Genomic DNA, 18003 nt, shown 5'->3' on the forward strand with positions numbered 1-18003 from the left:
ACTGGCCGCCGCAACGGAATGGTGTGAGCCCCGTCGCTCCGTCTCAGACCCTTGGCATATGCCGCGTGCCGTAACGCAGTTGGACAAGAAGGCCGTCCGTCGGGGATGACGAAGGTCACGTGGTGCCGGGGTTTCCAAGGGTGTTGGCGTGTACTGGGTCACATGGCGCAGGTCACGAAAGGTACATCACACCCAAAGTGCCTTGCGGTGCTCAGGCGTCCGGCCGTACCACCCCGAGGATCGGCATCGTCCCGGCGCCGCCGATCGACACCGTCCGTCCCGGGCGCGGGGCTTGGATGATCGCGCCGTCGCCGACGTACATCGCGACATGGCTGGCGTCGTCGAAGTAGATGATCAGGTCGCCGGGGCGCATGTCCTTCACGTCGACGTGCTTGAGCTGCTTCCACTGCTCCTGCGAGGTGCGCGGGATCGGCCGCCCGGCGCTCGCCCAGGCCTGCGAGGTCAGCCCGGAGCAGTCGTACGAGTCCGGTCCCTCCGCGCCCCACACGTAGGGTTTGCCGATCTGGGCGGTGGCGAACTCGACCGCCTTCCTGCCCGCCGCGGACGCCTTGCTGTGGATCTCGTCGAGTATCCCGGTGTCCAGCCAGGCGGTCTGCGCCTTGTAGGCGGCCTCCCGCTCCAGCTCGGCGAGCCGCTCCTTCTGCTTCTTCTCCAGCGTCGACTGGAGCTTCTCGGCGGCGGCGATCCGCTGCGTGATCTTCTTCTTCGCGGCGGCCTTCGCCTTGCGCCCCGCCTCCAGCCTGTTCCACTGGTCGGCCGCGTCCGCCGCGTACTGCTTCAAGTCCTGCTGGGTCCGGGTCAGTTCGCTGATCAGGCCCTTGGTGGCGCGCTCGCCCTGGAGCACCCTCCCGGCTCCGTCCAGGAACTGCGAGGGGTTGTCGCTCAGCAGCAGCTTGGCGCTGTCGGGCAGCCCGCCGGTGCGGTACTGGGCGGCCGCCGCCCGGCCCGCCCGCGCCTTCAACCCGTCGAGCTTCTGCTGCCCTTTGACGATCTTCTTGGCCAGGTCGACGATCTCGGCGGACTGCTTCTCGGCGGCCTCTTCGGCGGCGTTGTACGCGTCGGTGGCGACGGCCGCGTCATGGTAGAGATCGTCCAGTTTCTCCTGTACGGCCTCAAGGTCCTTGTCGGGCGGGAGGGTCACGGAGGCGCCGGGGGAGCGGCTGGGTGACGGTGTGGGGCTCGGTGCCGCGAACGCCGTGCCGGGCGCGGCCAGTACGGTCACCGCGCAGACCACGGTCACGGCCGCTGCCAGGATCCCGCGGCGCCCACCCGCCCGGACGTCGTGCTTGTCCGGTCCCATGACCCGACCCCCCAAAACTGATTAACCATCAGTAACTTCCGACACGTGGAGGATCGTGCCATGTCACGCCGCAAATCGACAGAGGTAGTGACGGGTGGGTTCCTTCCCGGTCTCCCCCCGGGCATGACCGTCTCCCCGCCTTTGTGACGAACACCTCACCGAGATCGTTCCCGGCTGGCCGACCTCAGGCCGAGGGTGCCAAGGCCTCCCACGTCACGGTCACTTCCCCCTGCCGCCAGCGCACCGCCGAGTCCGTCACCGGCCAGTCGCCGGCCAGATCCCGCACCGTCCGGATCCACCGCTGCCGGGCGCCGTACGACGCGTAGGGCGCGGCGGCCGCCCAGGCGCGGTCGAAGTCCCGCAGGAACGCGTGCACCGGCTCGCCCGGCACATTGCGGTGGATCAGCGCCTTCGGCAGCCGCTCGGCGAGGTCCGACGGCCGTTCCAGGGAGCCGAGCCGGGTCGCGAAGGTCACCGTCCGGGGCCCCTCCGGCCCGAGCGCGACCCACACGTGCCGTCGCCCGATCTCGTCGCAGGTCCCCTCGACCAGCAGCCCGTCCGGCGCGAGCCGTGCGCACAGCCGCGCCCAGACGGCGGCGACCTCGTCCTCGTCGTACTGCCGCAGCACGTTGGCCGCGCGCACGAGCAACGGCCGCCCGGGGACCGGGATCTCGAACCCGCCGTGCCGGAAGACCAGTCCGTCCCGCTCGTACGGCTTCGCGGCGGCGACCCGGTCGGGCTCGATCTCGATCCCGACGACCCGCGCACGCGGCGCGACGGTACGCAGCCGCCCGAGCAACTCGACGGCGGTCCAGGGAGCGGCCCCGTAACCGAGGTCCACGGCCACCGGATCGACGGCGCGACGCAGCGCGGCCCCGTGCGTGGCGGCGATCCACCGGTCCATACGCCGCAGCCGATTGGGATTCGTGGTCCCGCGCGTCACCGTCCCCACGGGGCGGGAGGCGCGGGTAGTCATGGGTATGAGGGTAAGCGTGAGCGCCCCTGGAAGGGCGCGGGGCTGAGTCGATATGCGGCTCCGCCGCGTGGGCGCGACAGCCCCCACCGGCCCGCACGCACCCAACAGCCGGACCGCCCTACGCGGCTTTCCCTCGAACGGTTGAGCGGCCAGAGGTAATACCCCGGTAAAAACCCCACCCCGTGGAATGGGAATCCACGCCTCCGCGTTGCACTTCCTCGGAGGGTCCCCACACCCTCCGACTGGCATGCCCGCAACTAGGAGGACCGCCACGTGAGCCAGTACGTCAGCAGGCTCGGGCGTCGCTCTCCGGCGGCCCCCTCACGGCTTCGGCTGCACCGCAGGCCCCGCCGCGTCGCCATGCTCTCCGTGCACACCTCACCGCTCCACCAGCCCGGCACCGGCGACGCCGGCGGCATGAACGTCTACATCGTCGAGCTCGCGCAGCGCCTCGCCGCGATCAACATCGACGTCGAGATCTTCACCCGGGCCACCTCCGGCGGCCTCCCGCCGACCGTCGAACTCGCCCCCGGCGTCCTCGTCCGGCACGTCGACGCCGGCCCCTACGAGGGTCTCGCCAAGGAGGACCTCCCCGCCCAGCTGTGCGCCTTCACGCACGGCGTGATGCAGGCCTGGGCCGGCCACCGCCCCGGCTACTACGACCTCGTCCACTCGCACTACTGGCTCTCCGGCCACGTCGGCTGGCTCGCCGCCCAGCGCTGGGGCGTCCCCCTCGTGCACGCGATGCACACCATGGCCAAGGTCAAGAACGCCAGCCTGGCCGACGGCGACACCCCCGAGCCCGCCGCCCGCGTGATCGGCGAGACCCAGATCGTGTCCGCGGCCGACCGCCTGATCGCCAACACCTCCGAAGAGGCCGACGAACTCGTACGGCACTACTGCGCCGACGCCGCCAAGGTCGCCGTCGTCCACCCCGGCGTGAACCTCGAACGCTTCCGCCCCGACGACGGCCGGGCGGCCGCCCGCGCCCGCCTGGACCTCCCGCAGGACGCGCTGATCCCGCTCTTCGCGGGCCGCATCCAGCCTCTGAAGGCCCCCGACGTACTGCTCAGGGCCGTGGCCGTGCTCCTCGACGAGCGGCCCGAACTGCGCTCCCGGATCGTCGTACCGATCGTCGGCGGCCCCAGCGGCAGCGGCCTCGCCAAGCCGGAGGGCCTGCAGAAGCTGGCCGCGCGGCTCGGCGTCGCGGACGTCGTCCGCTTCCGGCCGCCGGTCGGCCAGGAGCAGCTGGCGGACTGGTTTCGGGCAGCCTCCGTGCTGGTCATGCCGTCCTACAGCGAGTCCTTCGGCCTGGTCGCGATAGAGGCGCAGGCGGCCGGTACCCCCGTCCTCGCCGCCTCGGTCGGCGGGCTGCCGGTGGCCGTACGGGACGGCGAGACCGGCTTCCTGGTGCGCGGGCACGATCCCGTCGACTACGCGCGCGTGCTGTGTCGTTTCGCCGATGATCCCTCCCTGGCGGACCGTTTCGGCAACGCCGCCGCCCGGCACGCCCAGTCGTTCGGCTGGGACACCGCGGCCGCCGCCACCGCCGACGTCTACATGGCCGCGACCCAGTCCCACCGCCGTCGCGTACGCTCGGCCCATGGGTGATGTGGACAAGGCCGCACAGGTCATCGAGGGGGCTCTGAAGGACGCCGAACTGGAGTGGGAGAGCCCCGGTCCCGGCAACTACGTCGTACAGCTGCCCGGCACCCGCAAGCTGAAGACCACCGTCTCCCTCCTGGCCGGCCGCCACTCCCTCTCCCTGAACGCGTTCGTCATCCGGCACCCCGACGAGAACGAGCCGGCCGTCCACCGCTGGCTCCTGGAGCGCAACCTCAAGCTGTACAGCGTGAGTTACGCCGTCGACCGGCTCGGTGACATCTACGTCACCGCCAGGCTCCCGCTCGCCTCCGTCACCCCCGACGAGATCGACCGCCTGCTCGGCCAGGTGCTGGAGGCGGCGGACGGCGCCTTCAACACCCTCCTGGAGCTGGGCTTCGCCGCCGCGATCCGCAAGGAGTACGCCTGGCGGGTGTCCCGGGGCGAGTCGACGCGGAATCTGGACGCGTTCACGCACCTGATCGAACGGCCCACTGACTGACTTCAGGTCCAGACCTGATTGACCCCTGCACGACTCTTTTGAGGTGACAGGGCGCCATGGCATGCTCGCGGCCGACGCAGATATGAACGTCGTTCACAACCATGAAACGTCGCCAGGAAAGCCGGCAGGAAAGTCGCCATGGGAAGGACGTACGGAATGAGCACCGCCGGAACCAACAGCGCACACCACGGCATGACGAGACGGAGCCTCCTCGCCGGCGCCACGGCGGTCGCCGCGACCGCCGTGGCGGGCACCTCCGTCCAGGCGGCGGCCGCCACCGCCCGGGCAGCGGACCCGACCGCCTCCGCGGCAGGGGCAGCCGGCGGTGAAGTCCCCTCCATCTGGCGGGAGTTCACCCGCACCCCGTTCACCCACCCGCAGATCCCGTACGTCGGCAGGGCCGGAGCGGCACGGATCCGCCGCCTTCCGGTGGTGGCCGACGTCCGCGCGTACGGCGCGGTGGCCGACGGCGTCACCGACTGCGCCCCCGCGATCAACCGTGCCATCGCCGCTGCCGCCAGGGCCGGCGGTGGCACGGTCACCATCCCGCCCGGCACCTTCCGCATCGACGGCCTGATCCACCTCGCCTACGACCACGTGGTGCTGCGCGGCGCCGGCAGCGGCCGTACGACGCTGTACGCGACGAAGAACCTCACCGAGCTGATCGGCCCGTACGGCTCCCGCTACGGCGGCACGAAGTCGGCGTGGTCCTGGGCGGGCGGCCTGATCTGGCTGGCGCCCAAGGCCCGTTGGGACTCCCTGACCGCCGCGATCAAGGCGCAGGACTGGCCGTTCGAGGGCTGGACCGGCAACAAGCGGGACGAGTGGGAGGAGCTGACCCCTCTCGCCCCCGCCCGCCGGGGCGAGTGGACGGTCACCGTCGCCGACCCGTCCCGGCTGCGCCCCGGCCTCCTGGTCCTGCTGCGCGTCTCCGACGACGCCGCCCACACCCTCCTCCAGCACATGTCGGGCGGCGGCCCCGGCCCGGCCGCGTACTACTGGGAGGACAAGACCAAGCTGCTGTCGTACGTCCCCTATGAATGGCCCGTCCGCGTCGCGGCCGTGCGCGGACACCGGGTGACGCTGGAGCGCCCCCTGCCGCTGGACCTCCGGCCCGAGTGGAACCCCCAACTCACCACCCATGTAGGTGAGCTGACCGGCTCCGGGGTGGAGGGGCTCACCCTGGACGTGATCGAGACCCCGCAGTCCACGCACCTCCTCGACAAGGGCTACAACGGGGTCGTCCTGCAGTGCGCCTACGACTGCTGGGTGGACGACGTCACGGTCCGCAACGTCGACAACGGCTTCGGTCTGGTCGCCGCCTCCGCCTGCACCCTGCGCCGCACCCGGGTCGGCGGCCGGGGCGAACACCATCCCTACTTCTGCCGCGAGGGCTCGCACGACAACCTCGTCGAGGACTTCACGGTCGAACAGCGCACGGTCCCGGCCCCCTCCGACACCCAGCTCCACGGCATCAACGTCGAGGGCCTGTCGTCGTACAACGTGTGGTCGCGCGGCGAGATGCAGATGGGCACCTTCGACTCCCACCGCGGTCTGCCCTTCGCCAACGTCCGCACCGACATCACGGTGGACAACAACGGCCGGCACGGCGGCGACGCCAACGCGGGGCCGCTGTTCGGGGCACGGTTCACCCACTGGAACGTGCGCGTGACCAACGGCCGCGCGGGCCTGATGCGCCTCGACGGCCTCGCCCCCTGGTCCGCCACGGTCGGCCTCAACGAGGTGACCGACTTCGACCAGATCGACGTACCGGACTTCACCGGGGACCTGCACGCGCGCCTTGAGCTGTACGGCACCTGGGACGCGGTGCGGCCGCGGAACCTGTACGAGGCTCAGCGCGCGCTGTCCCGGTAGCGCCCCGGGGTCACCCCCACCAGCTTCTTGAAGTGCCGGGTGAGATGGGCCTGGTCGTAGAAGCCGGTGGCGGTGGCCGTCTCGCCGGGCGGGACGCCCTCGAGCAGCAGCCGGCGGGCGCGGCCGACCCGGCGGGACATCAGGTACTGGTGCGGGGCGATGCCGTACGCACTGCTGAACGCCCGGACCAGGTGGGCCGGATGGGCGTGCAGCAGCCGTGCGGCCTCGTTCAGGGCGAGACCCTCGCCGACCCGCTCGTCGAGGAGCTCGCGCAGGGTGCCCGCGAGGGCCGGGTCGGCGGGTCTGGGTGCTGCCGTGAGCCCGGGGCGGAGCAGGTCGCGCAGCCGCTCGCCGATCAGGGTGAGCCGGCTCTCGGCCTCCAGCTCGTCACCGGGGCGGGCGAGGGAGGCGTGCAGCCGGCCGACCCGCCGCCGCAGCAGCGGGTCGCGCAGGTCGGGTTGGTCGACCGCGGCGCCGATGAGCTCGTCCCCGAGGAGGGTGCCGTCCAGGTAGACCACGCGCTTGCGGAAGCCGTCCGCGGTGGCCGGGGAGCCGTTGTGCGGCACGTGCGGGGGGAGCAGCGAGACCGTGTCGTCCGGGGTGCCGTGCTCATGCCGTTCGAGGTCGTACCGTACGGCGCCGTCGTCCACGATGAGCAGCGTCCAGGCGTCATGGACGTGCATCGGATACGCGTACTCGGTGAAGTGCGCGTGGAAGACCTCGGTGACGCCCGGGACACGGGGGCGCCAGGCGGTGACTTCCTCCGTGAGGTGCTGCCGGGCGGCCATGCAAAGAACGTACAAGACGACGCCGTACGACGATCGGCAGTCTCATTGCATGAGCACTGAACCCATCGCGCCCGTCCGTTCCGATGTCCCTGCCGCGGTCCGTCCCGACGTCCATTCCGACGTTCGTTCAGACGTTCGTTCCGACGTTCGTTTCGACACCAAGATCGCTGTCCTGCTGCGGGAGGACCTGGAGCCGTGGCAGCGCCTCAATGTCACCGCGTTCCTGGTCAGCGGCCTGGGCGCGACGGTCCCCGAGGTGATCGGGGAGCCGTACGAGGACGCCGACGGGGTGGCGTACCTGCCGATGTTCCGGCAGCCGGTACTGGTCTTCGAGGGCACGAAGGAGACGGTGACGGCGGCGCACGAGCGGGCGCTGAGCCGGGCCCTGCCCCGGGCCGTGTTCACCGCGGACCTGTTCGCCACCGGCAACGACCGCGACAACCGCGCGGCGGTCCGGGCGGTGCCGACGGCGGAGCTGGACCTGGTGGGACTCGCGGTGTACGGGCCGCGGAACGGGGTGGACAAGGTACTGAAGGGGGCGCGGATGCATCCGTGAGGGCGGATGCATCCGTTAGGGCGGATGCATCCGTTAGGGCGGATGTATGCGTGAGGGCGGATGTATGCGTAAAGGGGCCGCATATACCCGTGAGGCCGGATGTATCCGTGAGGCCGGATGTATCCGTGAAGACCGGATGTCCCGTGAACCGGGGGACTGGGCCGGTCGGAGGAATCACGCGGCGTGACCGGGTGATCTGGTCATCACACTCGCCCCATCCCCTGGCGAACGACGCATCTGACTGTCATGCGACTCATCAGATTCAGCAGCATGGTGGCGGTGGCGGTGGCGGCGGCGGTCGTCACGAGTGTGACGGGCGTGACGGGCGGACCGGCGACCGCCGTGGGCCAGGACGACGGCACCCAGGTTCCCTGTAGCGCGACGGCACTGACCACTGCCATCAGTGCGGCGTCACCGGGCGAGACGCTCTCCCTCTCCCGTGACTGCACCTACCATCTGACCTCTGTCTTTGACGGCAGCGGTGAGGGTCTGCCACCCATCGGCCAGCGCCTCACGATCCGGGGCAACGGTGCGACGATCGTCCGCGACGGAGTCGGGACCGCCTTGTTCCGGATCTTCCGTGTCACCTCCGGCGGCAACCTCCGTCTGGAGGACCTCGCCGTCCGCGGCGGGAACACCAGCACCAACGGCGGGGGCATTCTGGTCGACTCCGGCGGCAGGCTCACGCTGGTCGGTGTCGACGTGATCGACAACACCTCCTCGAGCAGCGGTGGAGGGGTGGCGGTGTCGGCGGGTGCCACGGCGGTCGTACGGCGTGGCTGGCTCGCGTTCAACAACGCCGTTAACGGTGCCGGGTTGTACAGCCGGGGAACGCTGAGCGTGGACGACTCCGAGCTCAGCCGCAATCACGCCCGGACCCTCGGCGGTGCTCTCTACCTGGACGCCGGCAACGCCTTCGTGCACGCGAGCCTCGTCAGGCGCAACACGTCGGCCAGCAGCGGTGGCGGCGTCGCCAACAGCGGCACCGCGTCGCTGGAGTTCAGCGAAAGCAAGATCGCGAACAACACGACCGCCGGTACCGCGGGTGGCGGGATCCGGAACCTGTCGAAGCTGAGGCTGGAGACGACCGAGGTCAGCGGCAACGTCGTCGGAGGCACGATGGGAGCCGGGGGCGGCATCTACAACGCCACGAGTGGCGCCGTGCTCGTCCTGAAGGGCAGCGAGGTCCTCCGCAACAGCGCGAACGGCCCCGGCAGTTCCCAGGGCGGCGGCATCTACAACGACCTCGGCTCGGTCACCCTCGACCACACCCACGTCCGCAACAACGCCTCCACGGTGGCCCCCGGCGGCGTCTACACGACCGACCAGTTCACGGTCGTCGCCTCGGACATCACCCACAACATCCCGACCAACTGCGCGGGGAGCCCCGTCGTGGTGACGGGCTGCACGAACTGAGGCGGCCGGGGCGGGTCTCGTGGGTCGGGTCTCGTGGGCTGGGCCTCGTCGGTCGGGCCTCGTGGGTCGGGTCTCGTTGGTCGGGGCGAGGACAGGGCGCGTGCCGGTCAGGCGCGCGCCTCGGCCTCGATCTCGGCCTCGATCTCGGCGTCGACCGCGTCGGCACCCGCGTCGGCATCCGCGGCGGCGTCCGCCCCTGTGATCGCGTCCTTCGTGACCGGGGTGCGCTCTTCCGGCCCGCGCTCTTCCGGCAGTCGCCGCATGAGGACGCCGTACCCGAACGCCGCCGCAGTCCCCACCACCGCGCACACGCCCCACAGCCACCGCGCCCCGAACCGGTCGATGACGACACCGGACATCAGCGGCGCGATGAGCGCGGCGGCCGACCAGGACAGCGTGTACATGCCCTGATAGCGCCCCCGTCCGTGCACCGGCGAGAGCCGCACCACCAGCCCCGTCTGGGTCGGGGCGTTGACGATCTCGGCGAGCGTCCACACGCACACGGTGAGCGCGAAGACCCCGACGGACCCGGCGAATGCGGTGAGTCCGAACCCGTACCCCGCCAGGAGGGACGAGACGACGAGCAGCGACCGCGGATCACGGTGCTCGATCACCCGCGTGACGGGAATCTGGAGTACGACGATCAGCACGCCGTTGACGGCGATGGCCATGCCGTAGTCGGCGGGCGAGAACCCGGCCTCGCCCATCGCCACCGGCAGCCCGACGGACCCCTGCTGGAAGATCAGGGCGACGAGGAAGGACAGCCCGACGACGGCCATGTACCGCCCGTCACGCACCACGGTCCCGAGGCTGACCGCGCCGTCCTTGGTGCCGCCCCCCTTGGCGGTGCGCTCCGGCCGCGACTCGGGCACCTTGGCGAAGACGAGGACGGCACAGACGGCGGTCATCCCGGCCTCGATCAGGAACCCGGCGCGGTAGCTGAACTCGGCGATGAACCCGGCCCCCATGGACGACACGGCGAACCCGAGATTGATGGCCCAGTAGTTCAGCGAGAACGCCCGCACCCGGTCCTGCGGCCGCACGATGTCGGCCATCATCGCCTGCACGGCAGGCCGGGAGGCGTTGGAGGCCATGCCGACGAGGAAGGCGACGCCGGCGATGGCGACGGGATCGTGCACGAACCCGAGCAGCGCGACGGCCCCCGCGGTGGAGCCCTGGGCGAGAAGCATGGTCGGCCGCCGCCCCAGCCGGTCGGCCATCACCCCGCCGCCGAGGGCGGAGGCGACCCCGCCCAGCCCGTGCAGGGAGGCGACAAGCCCGGCGTAGGAGGCGCTGTACCCCCGGTCCAGCGTCAGGTACAGCGCCATGAAGGTGGCGACGAAGGCGCCCAGCCGGTTGACGAGGGTGCTGGTCCACAGCCACCAGAACTCACGGGGCAGACCGGAGACGGTCTCCCGGACAGCGCGTCGCACGGCGACGGACGGCATGGCTCCCCCAGGGCAAGGCGTAAGTGCTGCTTGTGATGAACGGACCTTACTTTTGACCCGCTCAACTGAGCCACTCAATTAACAAAAGCAGTCAACTGTCCGACGTCTGGGACGGCCTCCGGGCGGCGGCGCTCCGCCCCGAACACGTGGATTACGCTCTGACCCATGGCCGACGCACCGTACAAGCTGATCCTCCTCCGCCATGGCGAGAGCGAGTGGAACGCGAAGAACCTGTTCACCGGCTGGGTGGACGTCAACCTCAACGAGAAGGGCGAGAAGGAGGCAGTCCGCGGCGGTGAACTCCTGAAGGACGCCGACCTTCTCCCGGACGTGGTCCACACCTCGCTCCAGAAGCGGGCGATCCGCACGGCACAGCTCGCCCTCGAAGCGGCCGACCGCCACTGGATCCCGGTCCACCGCAGCTGGCGCCTGAACGAGCGCCACTACGGCGCCCTCCAGGGCAAGGACAAGGCGCAGACCCTCGCGGAGTTCGGCGAGGAGCAGTTCATGCTCTGGCGCCGCTCGTACGACACCCCGCCCCCGCCGCTGGACCGCGACGCCGAGTACTCCCAGTTCGACGACCCGCGCTACGCCACGCTGCCGCCGGAGCTGCGCCCGCAGACGGAGTGCCTGAAGGACGTCGTCGTCCGCATGCTCCCGTACTGGTTCGACGGCATCGTCCCCGACCTCCTGACCGGCCGCACGGTCCTGGTCGCCGCCCACGGCAACAGCCTGCGCGCACTGGTCAAGCACCTCGACGGCATCTCGGACGCCGACATCGCGTCCCTGAACATCCCGACGGGCATCCCCCTCTTCTACGACCTCGACACGGACTTCAAGCCCCTCACTCCGGGCGGCCGCTACCTCGACCCGGAGGCAGCGGCAGCAGCGATCGAGGCAGTGAAGAACCAGGGCAAGAAGAAGTAGGTTCCGTGATCATGCCCCCGACCTGCGCATACGGCGCGGTACGGGGGCATTCTCACGGCCTGGGCCCACTACGGCGTCCAGCAGCACCGAGGCGTAGAAGTGCCTCAGCGCGTGCATTCCGTGCTCGCGGGCCGCCACGTACTTGCCGTCTTTCCCGGCATCCGGGATGAGGCCGAATTGGCGCACCTTCCACGGCCGTTGACGGCGCCGTTCGACAACGTTCCGAGCAGAGGCACAGGCTTGCCCGCCCGGCGGGTCGGTGGCGTCGCACGCTCAGTGCTGCGTACGGAGTGCTACCGCTTGCGCACCCACTGTAATCAACCTAGCTTCTCAATCAGCGAGTGCTTGCCCGCGCTTCGTTCGGTTTACGTAACTGATGGAGTCCGGAAAATTCCAGCTCGTTCCATCAAGTCCGGCTGCCAGGTTATGTGCCACCTAGCCGCTTGTACTGCCGCGCGACCGGATGCGGTCTGCATCGAGAGTCAAGGAGAAGACCATGAAGAAGACGATTCTTGTCGCGGCGTGCGTCGCAGTGGCTACAGCGTTCCCGGCAGTGCCCAGCCAGGCAGCTCAGGCCGTACTCGTTGTGGATGACAACGGAGCGCAATGCCCGGGTGCACCTTTCACCACGATCCAGGCAGCGATTACTGCGGCCTCGCCGGGAGATGAGATCAGGGTCTGCGCCGGAACATACAACGAGGTTGTCACCGTGAACAAGGCGAATTTGCGGTTGGTCGGACCGGCCGCCGCCCCCAGTGGGACAGTGTGCCGCCAGGCCGGAGCTCCGAATCCGTCTAGGCAGGCGATCATTCAGTCGGCGGATGGTTCGGGCAGTGTCCGCTTGATGGAGAACGGCATCAGGTTCTCCCGCTTCACCGTTCAGAACAATACGTCCAGTTATGGCATTGTCACGAGTGCGGCACACTCAGGCTACCAAGTACGGCAGAACGTAATCCAGGACAACGTATTCGGAGTCTATTTCAACTCCAGCGGAACAAACCTCTCCGAGGTTGAACAGAACTGTATCCGCCAGAACAATGAACCCGGCTCTGCAAGCGGCAATGGAGTCTACTCGGACGCGGGCCTGAAGAACGCGGACATCGAAAACAACACATTTTCCGGTAACGAGAACTCTGGTGTCCTTCTGGACGCACTGGCACCCGGAGGAGTCGACAATGTCAGAGTAAATAGAAACACCTCCTTGAAGGATAGAGCCTTTGCGTTCATCTTCAAGTCCAGCAACGTCTCCGTAGGGAATAACCTCATCCAGGACAACTTTGGCGCCCCCGGGATCTTCTTCGGCGACAGCAATACGAATTTGAGGATCACCTCCAACACCATTGAGAGGGGCTTCCTAGGCGTGCGGGCCAACGCCTTTGGCCTTTCGCCCAACACCAACGTCACCATCACCAGCAACATCATCAGAAATTCCAAATCAAGCACCGTCGGCCACGGCATCAGCGTGGCAGCGAACTCGCTCGGGAACTCCGTCATCTCCCGGAACGTCGCCAGCGACAACGCGGGCGACGGCATCCGCATCGATGCCGGCGGCAACGGGGGCAACACCATCGACTCCAACATCGCCCGCCGCAGCGGCATGCTCGACTGCCGCGACGCCACCAGTGGCGCCGGCACCGACGGCACGGCCAACACCTGGATTCGTAACATTGGCCCGAACGCGGCCCCTCCCGACATCTGCCGCTGATCGAACTTACAAGGCGGATGTCGCCGGTTCGAAACCGTCCGCGCCTACCAGAAAAAGGCCCCCAGCCGATCACGGCGGATTCTGGGGGCCTTTCGCCGTCCGGAGCCGACGTCAGTGCCGGGACCACGACAATGGTGCGATGCTGTCGGCCGAGCTCACCGAGGATGAATATGAGAGAACTGTCGAAAGTCTGCGTGGGACGCGCCTGGTCGAAGTCACCTACTACCCGCTGAGCTGCGGTGACGATGGCATCGAGGCCGAGGAGTGGGACTTCGGCGTGTGGCACCAGCCCACGATGGGCGTCGGCCTCGTCGCCGAGAACGGCACTCGATACTCGGCAGTGTGGGGCCACAGTTTCGGGCACTACGGCTTGGAGATCTTCCGAGAGCCGATGTCCACCCGATTGGCCATGATCGGACAGCCCGGAGGGACGCCAGCCGTGGTTGTAACTGACCATCCTTCTTGGTCAGGGCTCGTCGGGGTTTCGCTCCTGGGTGCCGACATCCTCTGGTCCGAGGGTGACGGTGAACTCCGAATGCCGGTCGCTGTCGAGCTTCGTGCGCCTGCTGCCACAGCGTGGCTTGTCGTAGGTCGGCCGGCAGCGTGGCCACCAGACGGGCGTTTCTACCTCGCTACCGACGACGTAATGGCCGTCTTCTCGCACGAGTTCGCTGGCGCCGTCGGTCTCCCTCTGGGGGGCGGGAAAGGCTGACCGCAACCAGTGGCGACTCGTGATCAGATGTTGTGTCCGTGGGCGGCTGCTCCCGAGCCGACGGCGAACGTGCCTGCTACAACCGCGAGTGGAGTACTAAGCGGCGACTGCTCCTCTTCGTGAGTGAGGTCCGGGTGACGCCGCCGGGCCCTCGCTGGGCCCTCCGAGGTCGACCGACGACGACCAACAACGACCAACAACGACCGCCCGACCGCAGGTCAGTTGAGGTGTGGACCCCTCTGACCAGGGCCGAAAAACGGGCCCCCCAGACCCAGGGCAAGAAGAAGTAACGCGGCACGATCAAGGCCCCTGCCTGCGGTTTCTCCGCTGGAAGGGGCCTTGATCGTGTGCTGGGGCCGTCAGCCGGTTGATCGGGCCGCGTTCAGTGCCTGAGGAAACTCCGGCTCCGGGTGTTCTCTCGTCTCTGCCTGGGTCCCACATCGCGGAGCGCCAGGACGGCTGCCGCCGCGTCTTCCCGGGGCACGCCGCCGAGAATCAGGGCAGGAACCTGCGTTGCCAGTCGACAGCTGCCGACAGCTCGACGGCAGGCCAGGGTATTGATCGATTGGACGGCCGTAGGCACGGCAGCCGGTGATCAGGTGGCAGCGCACTGATCGCGGCCGCCGTCTACGGCACGCCGTCGAAGAAGCCGGATTTCAGGTCCCCGATGATGGCGTCGAGCGGATGCCCACTGACGATGAACGGTCCGCTCCAGGGCGCGCTGAGTGCGAAGAGCAGCGCCAGGCTCAGGCCGACCACACTCGCAACCCCTACGATGAGCAGCGACGTTCGCAGACTGCTGCGGAAGACCAGTGCGCCGGAGTTCACGATCAAGGCCAGTCCGCTGACCACAAGCGTGACGATGTAGAGCACGGGAACTTCGCGCGAGGCGGCCGCAACGCGGGCGCGACGACTACTGGTGACACCGTCCAGGGAAGCCACCAACTCCGTCCCTGTCGGGGTTCCCACCTCGGGCCGGGCCGCCTCGGTGCGCACACTGCGCTCCAGCCGCGCGATCGCGCGAGCGGTGGCCGGGTCGTCACCGGACGCCGCTTCTGCACCCTTCCACTCCCTGGCACGCGTGGTCTGCAAGTAGTCCAGCAGTGCCGCATGGATCGGCTCCGACTGGACGTGCGGACTTGTCGCCGCCCATGCGAGGCGGGAGGTCGCGGCCGCCTCGTCGCTGACCAACCCCTCGGCTGCCCGCAGGTAGCCGGCCTCGCTGGCCAGTGAGAGTGCCGCGAAGATCGCGAAGGCAGCGCCGAGCGTCGGCATCAGGGGCGTCGCGATCTGCGGCACCCGATCCCGTTCACCGACCGGTACGAGCGCCCGGACGCCGACCCGCGCCACTGCCGCAACCAGCAAGGCAAGTAGGAGACCGCCCACAACCAGCACCACCGCCGGCAGCGAGGTCAACCAGTTCACCACATCACCTACAGCGCGTTCCCGCGAGCGCCCCACGGCGGCGGCACATCGGGCCCCGCGACCTGAAGCTCCTCGTCGATCACTCTCAATGAACGCTCCATGATCACAGGTCGAAGACCTTTGACCCTCGCGACGCCCGGCACGGCATCCCTTTTCGTTTGTCAAACAGCCGAATAAGGCTCAGTTTGTGTACGCGTTCGCTGAAGGTCGGTACGCAGTTCGGGGCCGCGGCGATGTACACCGACAACTCCAAGCTGACGGTCACTGTTTCCGCTCTCCTGCCGTGAACGGGCCGGTCGCGGGGGCCACACACGTGTCGACGACGGTCTTCTCACCGGCTGCCGAGCCCTCCAGGCACAGCCGTCCACCCTGGTCACGCAGGTCAAGGAAGAACCGCGTGGTCGCACCGGACTGCTTGAGGTCGTGGATGCGCTCGTCGACATAGCCGAGGTCGTTAAGGATCGCCCTGACCTTGGTGGGGGTGGGTTCCACCAGATCCCAGAGCGCCTGGGTGATGCGCTGCTCATGAAGGGAGCTCGCGCACCCGCGACGAGGCCGGCAGCCAACGTTCCCCACCGAGAACACCGGAGGGGCGCGTCGGAGCCCCAAGTCGGCCTCAGAACCACGATCTTCCGATTGTCGCGGGCATGCCCTGCGCATAGTGTTCTCATGCCCGATCGCCACGGGGGCGGCTAACCAAACAAAGGTGTCACATGGGCATCAGCTCACGGCGCGCATGGACCAGCGCTGCCGCAGCACTGCTTCGGGTTGGTGGAACGACACCGCGGGCCTGGTTCGCCGGATGCGCTGTGGCAGCGTCGGCGTTGCTGCTCACCTCGTGCACCTCCGAAAGCGCTGCCGACGGGGCCGCCACCCCCCGGTCGTCAACGCCCACGGTGAGCGCGTCTCAGGCCGGCGCCAAGGCACAGGAGAAGAAGCTCACCGACGAGGCCCAGACAGCCCTTGCCGCCGTTCAAGGCGGGACGATGGTTGAGGCCGGCGCGGAGCGCGTGACCGACGGTATCCACACACAGCCCACCCTGAGCCAGGGCAAGACATACAAGCTGAACCTGGTGTGCATGGGCAGCGGCAACGCGCACGTGACAATTGCACCGGCGGGCACCGGGTCGAAGGCCGAGGTGCCGTGCGATCAGTCAGTGGTGCAGCAACGGATCACCGCGCACAAGCTGCCGGTACGCATCGATGTCGATGGCGCCAAAGGAGCTACAGGTGTGATCGCCTGGCAGATCGACTCGGCCTGACCCGGTGCTCTCACCCGGGCCAACTGGGAGACCCACACGTACGTCGGCTACACCGGGACCGTTCGAACGTGCGGAACGTGGTGCGCGGCCGGCGCTGGCAGGTCTCCCTCTGGCCATCGACGAAGCCCGGTCGTCGGTTGGGTCCCGGACGGGATCTCCGGGCCGCCCCCGACAGGCCGGGGATGCAACCATTCCCTACGGAGCTGGAACCCCCGGAAGCCGGCCGCGCGGGTGTGACCCTAGCCGCGGGGACTGACAACGGGTCCTTCAGCGTGGGGGCGGGAAGCCGAGGGGGCGGTGTCGGCGCGGAGGGTTTGGCCGGGTTGCCGGATCGGCAAATGTGTTCGTGGTCCTGGTTGCGGTGCTCGCATGATCCGTGGTGAGGCGGCGAGGCCGAGACCGAGGAGGGATCATGGAGGGCACGCATCGGGTTGTCTCCGGTGGTGGACGGCGGGTTCATCTTGTCGAGCAGGGGGCCGGGCCCCTCGTACTGCTCGTGCACGGGTTTCCCGAGGGCTGGTACTCCTGGCGGCATCAGCTGCCGGTGCTGGCCGCGGCGGGATACCGGGCCGTCGCCATCGACGTGCGGGGGTACGGGCGGTCCGGCAAACCGGTCGCGCCGGACGCCTATCGGATGACCGAACTCGTCGAGGACAACGCCTTCGTGGTGCGTGCGCTCGGCGAGGAGTCGGCCGTGGTCGTCGGCCACGACTGGGGTTCCACCATCGCCGCGAACTCCGCACTGCTCAGGCCCGACGTCTTCCGGGCCGTGGGGCTGCTGAGCGTGCCGTACGCCCCGCGCGGCGGGCCCCGGCCCAGTGACGTCTTCGCGCGCATGGGCGGTGAGGAGTTCTACGTCTCGTACTTCCAGAAGGCGGGGCGGGCCGAGGCCGAGATCGAGCCCGATGTACGAGGGTGGCTCGCGGGGTTCTACGCCGCCTTCTCCGCCGACACCATGCCCGGGCCCGCCGCTCCCGACCCCCACTTCGTCGGTGCGGGCGGCACCCTGAGGGACCGGTTCCCCGTCGGCCGGCTGCCCGGATGGCTCGGCGAGCGGGACCTCGACGTCTACGCCGGGGAGTTCGAGCGCACCGGACTCGCCGGGGCGCTCAACAGGTACCGGAACATGGACCGCGACTGGGAGGACCTCGCCGCCTACGACGGTGCCCCGATCACCCAGCCCTCCCTGTTCGTGGGCGGCGGCCTGGACGCCTCCACGACCTGGCTGGCCGAGGCCATCGAGGCGTACCCGGTCACCCTCCCCGGCCTGGTCTCCTCGCATCTCCTGGACGGCTGCGGGCACTGGATCCAGCAGGAACGGCCCGACGACGTCAACCGGCTGCTCGTCGACTGGCTCACCGGCCTGCCCACCACCTGACGGCGGTAGGCCGCCCAGCCGTCGCAGACCACCAGCACGAAGGCCCACCAGCACGAACGGGCCCACCAACACGAAGGCCCCCGGCAGCACGAAGGGCCCCCGACCGGAGT

At 69.0% G+C, this 18003-nt stretch carries 16 protein-coding genes; 10 read left to right on the top strand and 6 right to left on the bottom strand.

Annotation, left to right across the window (positions count from 1 at the left end):
• Positions 1-211: 211 nt before the first annotated feature.
• Together ACZ4N4_RS33910 and ACZ4N4_RS33915 are read right to left on the bottom strand one after the other, a co-directional pair.
• On the bottom strand, positions 212-1321 hold the full coding sequence (locus ACZ4N4_RS33910) for a C40 family peptidase (protein ID WP_467596011.1): 1110 nt from the start codon (positions 1319-1321) through the stop codon (positions 212-214).
• A gap of 184 nt (positions 1322-1505) precedes the next feature.
• A complete protein-coding gene (locus tag ACZ4N4_RS33915; RefSeq protein WP_453572414.1) occupies positions 1506-2297 on the bottom strand; it encodes a class I SAM-dependent methyltransferase in 792 nt (263 codons plus the stop codon).
• Between the two features lie 273 nt (positions 2298-2570).
• Here ACZ4N4_RS33915 and mshA point away from each other — a divergent pair, with 273 nt between their 5' ends.
• From mshA to ACZ4N4_RS33930, 3 genes are all read left to right on the top strand, one after another.
• Positions 2571-3908 carry a D-inositol-3-phosphate glycosyltransferase gene (gene mshA / locus ACZ4N4_RS33920; RefSeq protein ID WP_467596015.1) on the top strand — a complete coding sequence of 446 codons (1338 nt, stop codon included), beginning with the start codon at positions 2571-2573 and terminating at the stop codon, positions 3906-3908.
• Complete coding sequence (locus ACZ4N4_RS33925) at positions 3901-4401, top strand: type III secretion system chaperone family protein (RefSeq protein ID WP_453572420.1); 501 nt, start codon at positions 3901-3903, stop codon at positions 4399-4401. The genes mshA and ACZ4N4_RS33925 overlap by 8 nt, the downstream gene beginning before the upstream one ends.
• 156 nt (positions 4402-4557) lie before the next feature.
• Positions 4558-6276, top strand: coding sequence for a glycosyl hydrolase family 28-related protein (locus tag ACZ4N4_RS33930; RefSeq protein ID WP_467596019.1), 1719 nt, complete (start codon positions 4558-4560; stop codon positions 6274-6276).
• On the opposite strand, the gene ACZ4N4_RS33935 is transcribed toward ACZ4N4_RS33930, so the two are convergent.
• Positions 6255-7064, bottom strand: a complete 810-nt coding sequence (locus tag ACZ4N4_RS33935) for a helix-turn-helix transcriptional regulator (RefSeq protein ID WP_467596021.1) — start codon at positions 7062-7064, stop codon at positions 6255-6257. The two genes, ACZ4N4_RS33930 and ACZ4N4_RS33935, sit on opposite strands and share 22 nt — an antisense overlap.
• Before the next feature lie 49 nt (positions 7065-7113).
• On the opposite strand from ACZ4N4_RS33935, the gene ACZ4N4_RS33940 reads away from it, so the two are divergent.
• Positions 7114-7620 (top strand): DUF2000 family protein, encoded by a 507-nt coding sequence (locus ACZ4N4_RS33940; protein ID WP_467596024.1) that lies wholly within the window; start codon positions 7114-7116, stop codon positions 7618-7620.
• A gap of 246 nt (positions 7621-7866) precedes the next feature.
• Positions 7867-9036: a hypothetical protein gene (locus tag ACZ4N4_RS33945; protein ID WP_467596027.1), complete on the top strand. Its 1170-nt coding sequence runs from the start codon at positions 7867-7869 to the stop codon at positions 9034-9036.
• A 107-nt stretch (positions 9037-9143) separates the two neighbouring features.
• Here ACZ4N4_RS33945 and ACZ4N4_RS33950 read toward each other — a convergent pair whose 3' ends face one another.
• A complete protein-coding gene (locus ACZ4N4_RS33950; RefSeq protein WP_467596030.1) occupies positions 9144-10484 on the bottom strand; it encodes an MDR family MFS transporter in 1341 nt (446 codons plus the stop codon).
• A 165-nt stretch (positions 10485-10649) separates the two neighbouring features.
• Between ACZ4N4_RS33950 and ACZ4N4_RS33955 the strand changes: the two genes are divergently transcribed.
• The 3 genes from ACZ4N4_RS33955 to ACZ4N4_RS33965 all read left to right on the top strand — a co-directional run bounded on the left by ACZ4N4_RS33955 (position 10650) and on the right by ACZ4N4_RS33965 (position 13828).
• Positions 10650-11411: a phosphoglyceromutase gene (locus ACZ4N4_RS33955; RefSeq protein ID WP_360485924.1), complete on the top strand. Its 762-nt coding sequence runs from the start codon at positions 10650-10652 to the stop codon at positions 11409-11411.
• Positions 11412-11907: 496 nt separating this feature from the next.
• Positions 11908-13116: a right-handed parallel beta-helix repeat-containing protein gene (locus tag ACZ4N4_RS33960; protein ID WP_467596033.1), complete on the top strand. Its 1209-nt coding sequence runs from the start codon at positions 11908-11910 to the stop codon at positions 13114-13116.
• A gap of 139 nt (positions 13117-13255) precedes the next feature.
• Positions 13256-13828, top strand: coding sequence for a hypothetical protein (locus ACZ4N4_RS33965; RefSeq protein ID WP_467596036.1), 573 nt, complete (start codon positions 13256-13258; stop codon positions 13826-13828).
• Between the two features lie 627 nt (positions 13829-14455).
• Here ACZ4N4_RS33965 and ACZ4N4_RS33970 read toward each other — a convergent pair.
• Positions 14456-15253 carry a bestrophin-like domain gene (locus ACZ4N4_RS33970; protein WP_467596039.1) on the bottom strand — a complete coding sequence of 266 codons (798 nt, stop codon included), beginning with the start codon at positions 15251-15253 and terminating at the stop codon, positions 14456-14458.
• Between the two features lie 261 nt (positions 15254-15514).
• Positions 15515-15745 carry a hypothetical protein gene (locus ACZ4N4_RS33975; RefSeq protein WP_467596042.1) on the bottom strand — a complete coding sequence of 77 codons (231 nt, stop codon included), beginning with the start codon at positions 15743-15745 and terminating at the stop codon, positions 15515-15517.
• 221 nt (positions 15746-15966) lie between these two features.
• On the opposite strand from ACZ4N4_RS33975, the gene ACZ4N4_RS33980 reads away from it, so the two are divergent.
• Positions 15967-16515 (top strand): hypothetical protein, encoded by a 549-nt coding sequence (locus tag ACZ4N4_RS33980; RefSeq protein ID WP_467596045.1) that lies wholly within the window; start codon positions 15967-15969, stop codon positions 16513-16515.
• Positions 16516-16927: 412 nt separating this feature from the next.
• Positions 16928-17893, top strand: coding sequence for an alpha/beta fold hydrolase (locus ACZ4N4_RS33985; RefSeq protein WP_467596048.1), 966 nt, complete (start codon positions 16928-16930; stop codon positions 17891-17893).
• Positions 17894-18003: the final 110 nt, after the last annotated feature.

This window comes from Streptomyces sp. NPDC026538, from assembly GCF_055567535.1.

Coding starts and splice junctions, on each gene's coding strand:
- ACZ4N4_RS33950 (WP_467596030.1), bottom strand. CDS start 10,484: ATGCCGTCCGTCGCCGTGCGACGCGCTGTCCGGGAGACCGTCTCCGGT.
- ACZ4N4_RS33930 (WP_467596019.1), top strand. CDS start 4,558: ATGAGCACCGCCGGAACCAACAGCGCACACCACGGCATGACGAGACGG.
- ACZ4N4_RS33940 (WP_467596024.1), top strand. CDS start 7,114: ATGAGCACTGAACCCATCGCGCCCGTCCGTTCCGATGTCCCTGCCGCG.
- ACZ4N4_RS33925 (WP_453572420.1), top strand. CDS start 3,901: ATGGGTGATGTGGACAAGGCCGCACAGGTCATCGAGGGGGCTCTGAAG.
- ACZ4N4_RS33910 (WP_467596011.1), bottom strand. CDS start 1,321: ATGGGACCGGACAAGCACGACGTCCGGGCGGGTGGGCGCCGCGGGATC.
- ACZ4N4_RS33980 (WP_467596045.1), top strand. CDS start 15,967: ATGGGCATCAGCTCACGGCGCGCATGGACCAGCGCTGCCGCAGCACTG.
- ACZ4N4_RS33985 (WP_467596048.1), top strand. CDS start 16,928: ATGGAGGGCACGCATCGGGTTGTCTCCGGTGGTGGACGGCGGGTTCAT.
- ACZ4N4_RS33945 (WP_467596027.1), top strand. CDS start 7,867: ATGCGACTCATCAGATTCAGCAGCATGGTGGCGGTGGCGGTGGCGGCG.
- ACZ4N4_RS33955 (WP_360485924.1), top strand. CDS start 10,650: ATGGCCGACGCACCGTACAAGCTGATCCTCCTCCGCCATGGCGAGAGC.
- ACZ4N4_RS33960 (WP_467596033.1), top strand. CDS start 11,908: ATGAAGAAGACGATTCTTGTCGCGGCGTGCGTCGCAGTGGCTACAGCG.
- ACZ4N4_RS33935 (WP_467596021.1), bottom strand. CDS start 7,064: ATGGCCGCCCGGCAGCACCTCACGGAGGAAGTCACCGCCTGGCGCCCC.
- ACZ4N4_RS33965 (WP_467596036.1), top strand. CDS start 13,256: ATGCTGTCGGCCGAGCTCACCGAGGATGAATATGAGAGAACTGTCGAA.
- ACZ4N4_RS33915 (WP_453572414.1), bottom strand. CDS start 2,297: ATGACTACCCGCGCCTCCCGCCCCGTGGGGACGGTGACGCGCGGGACC.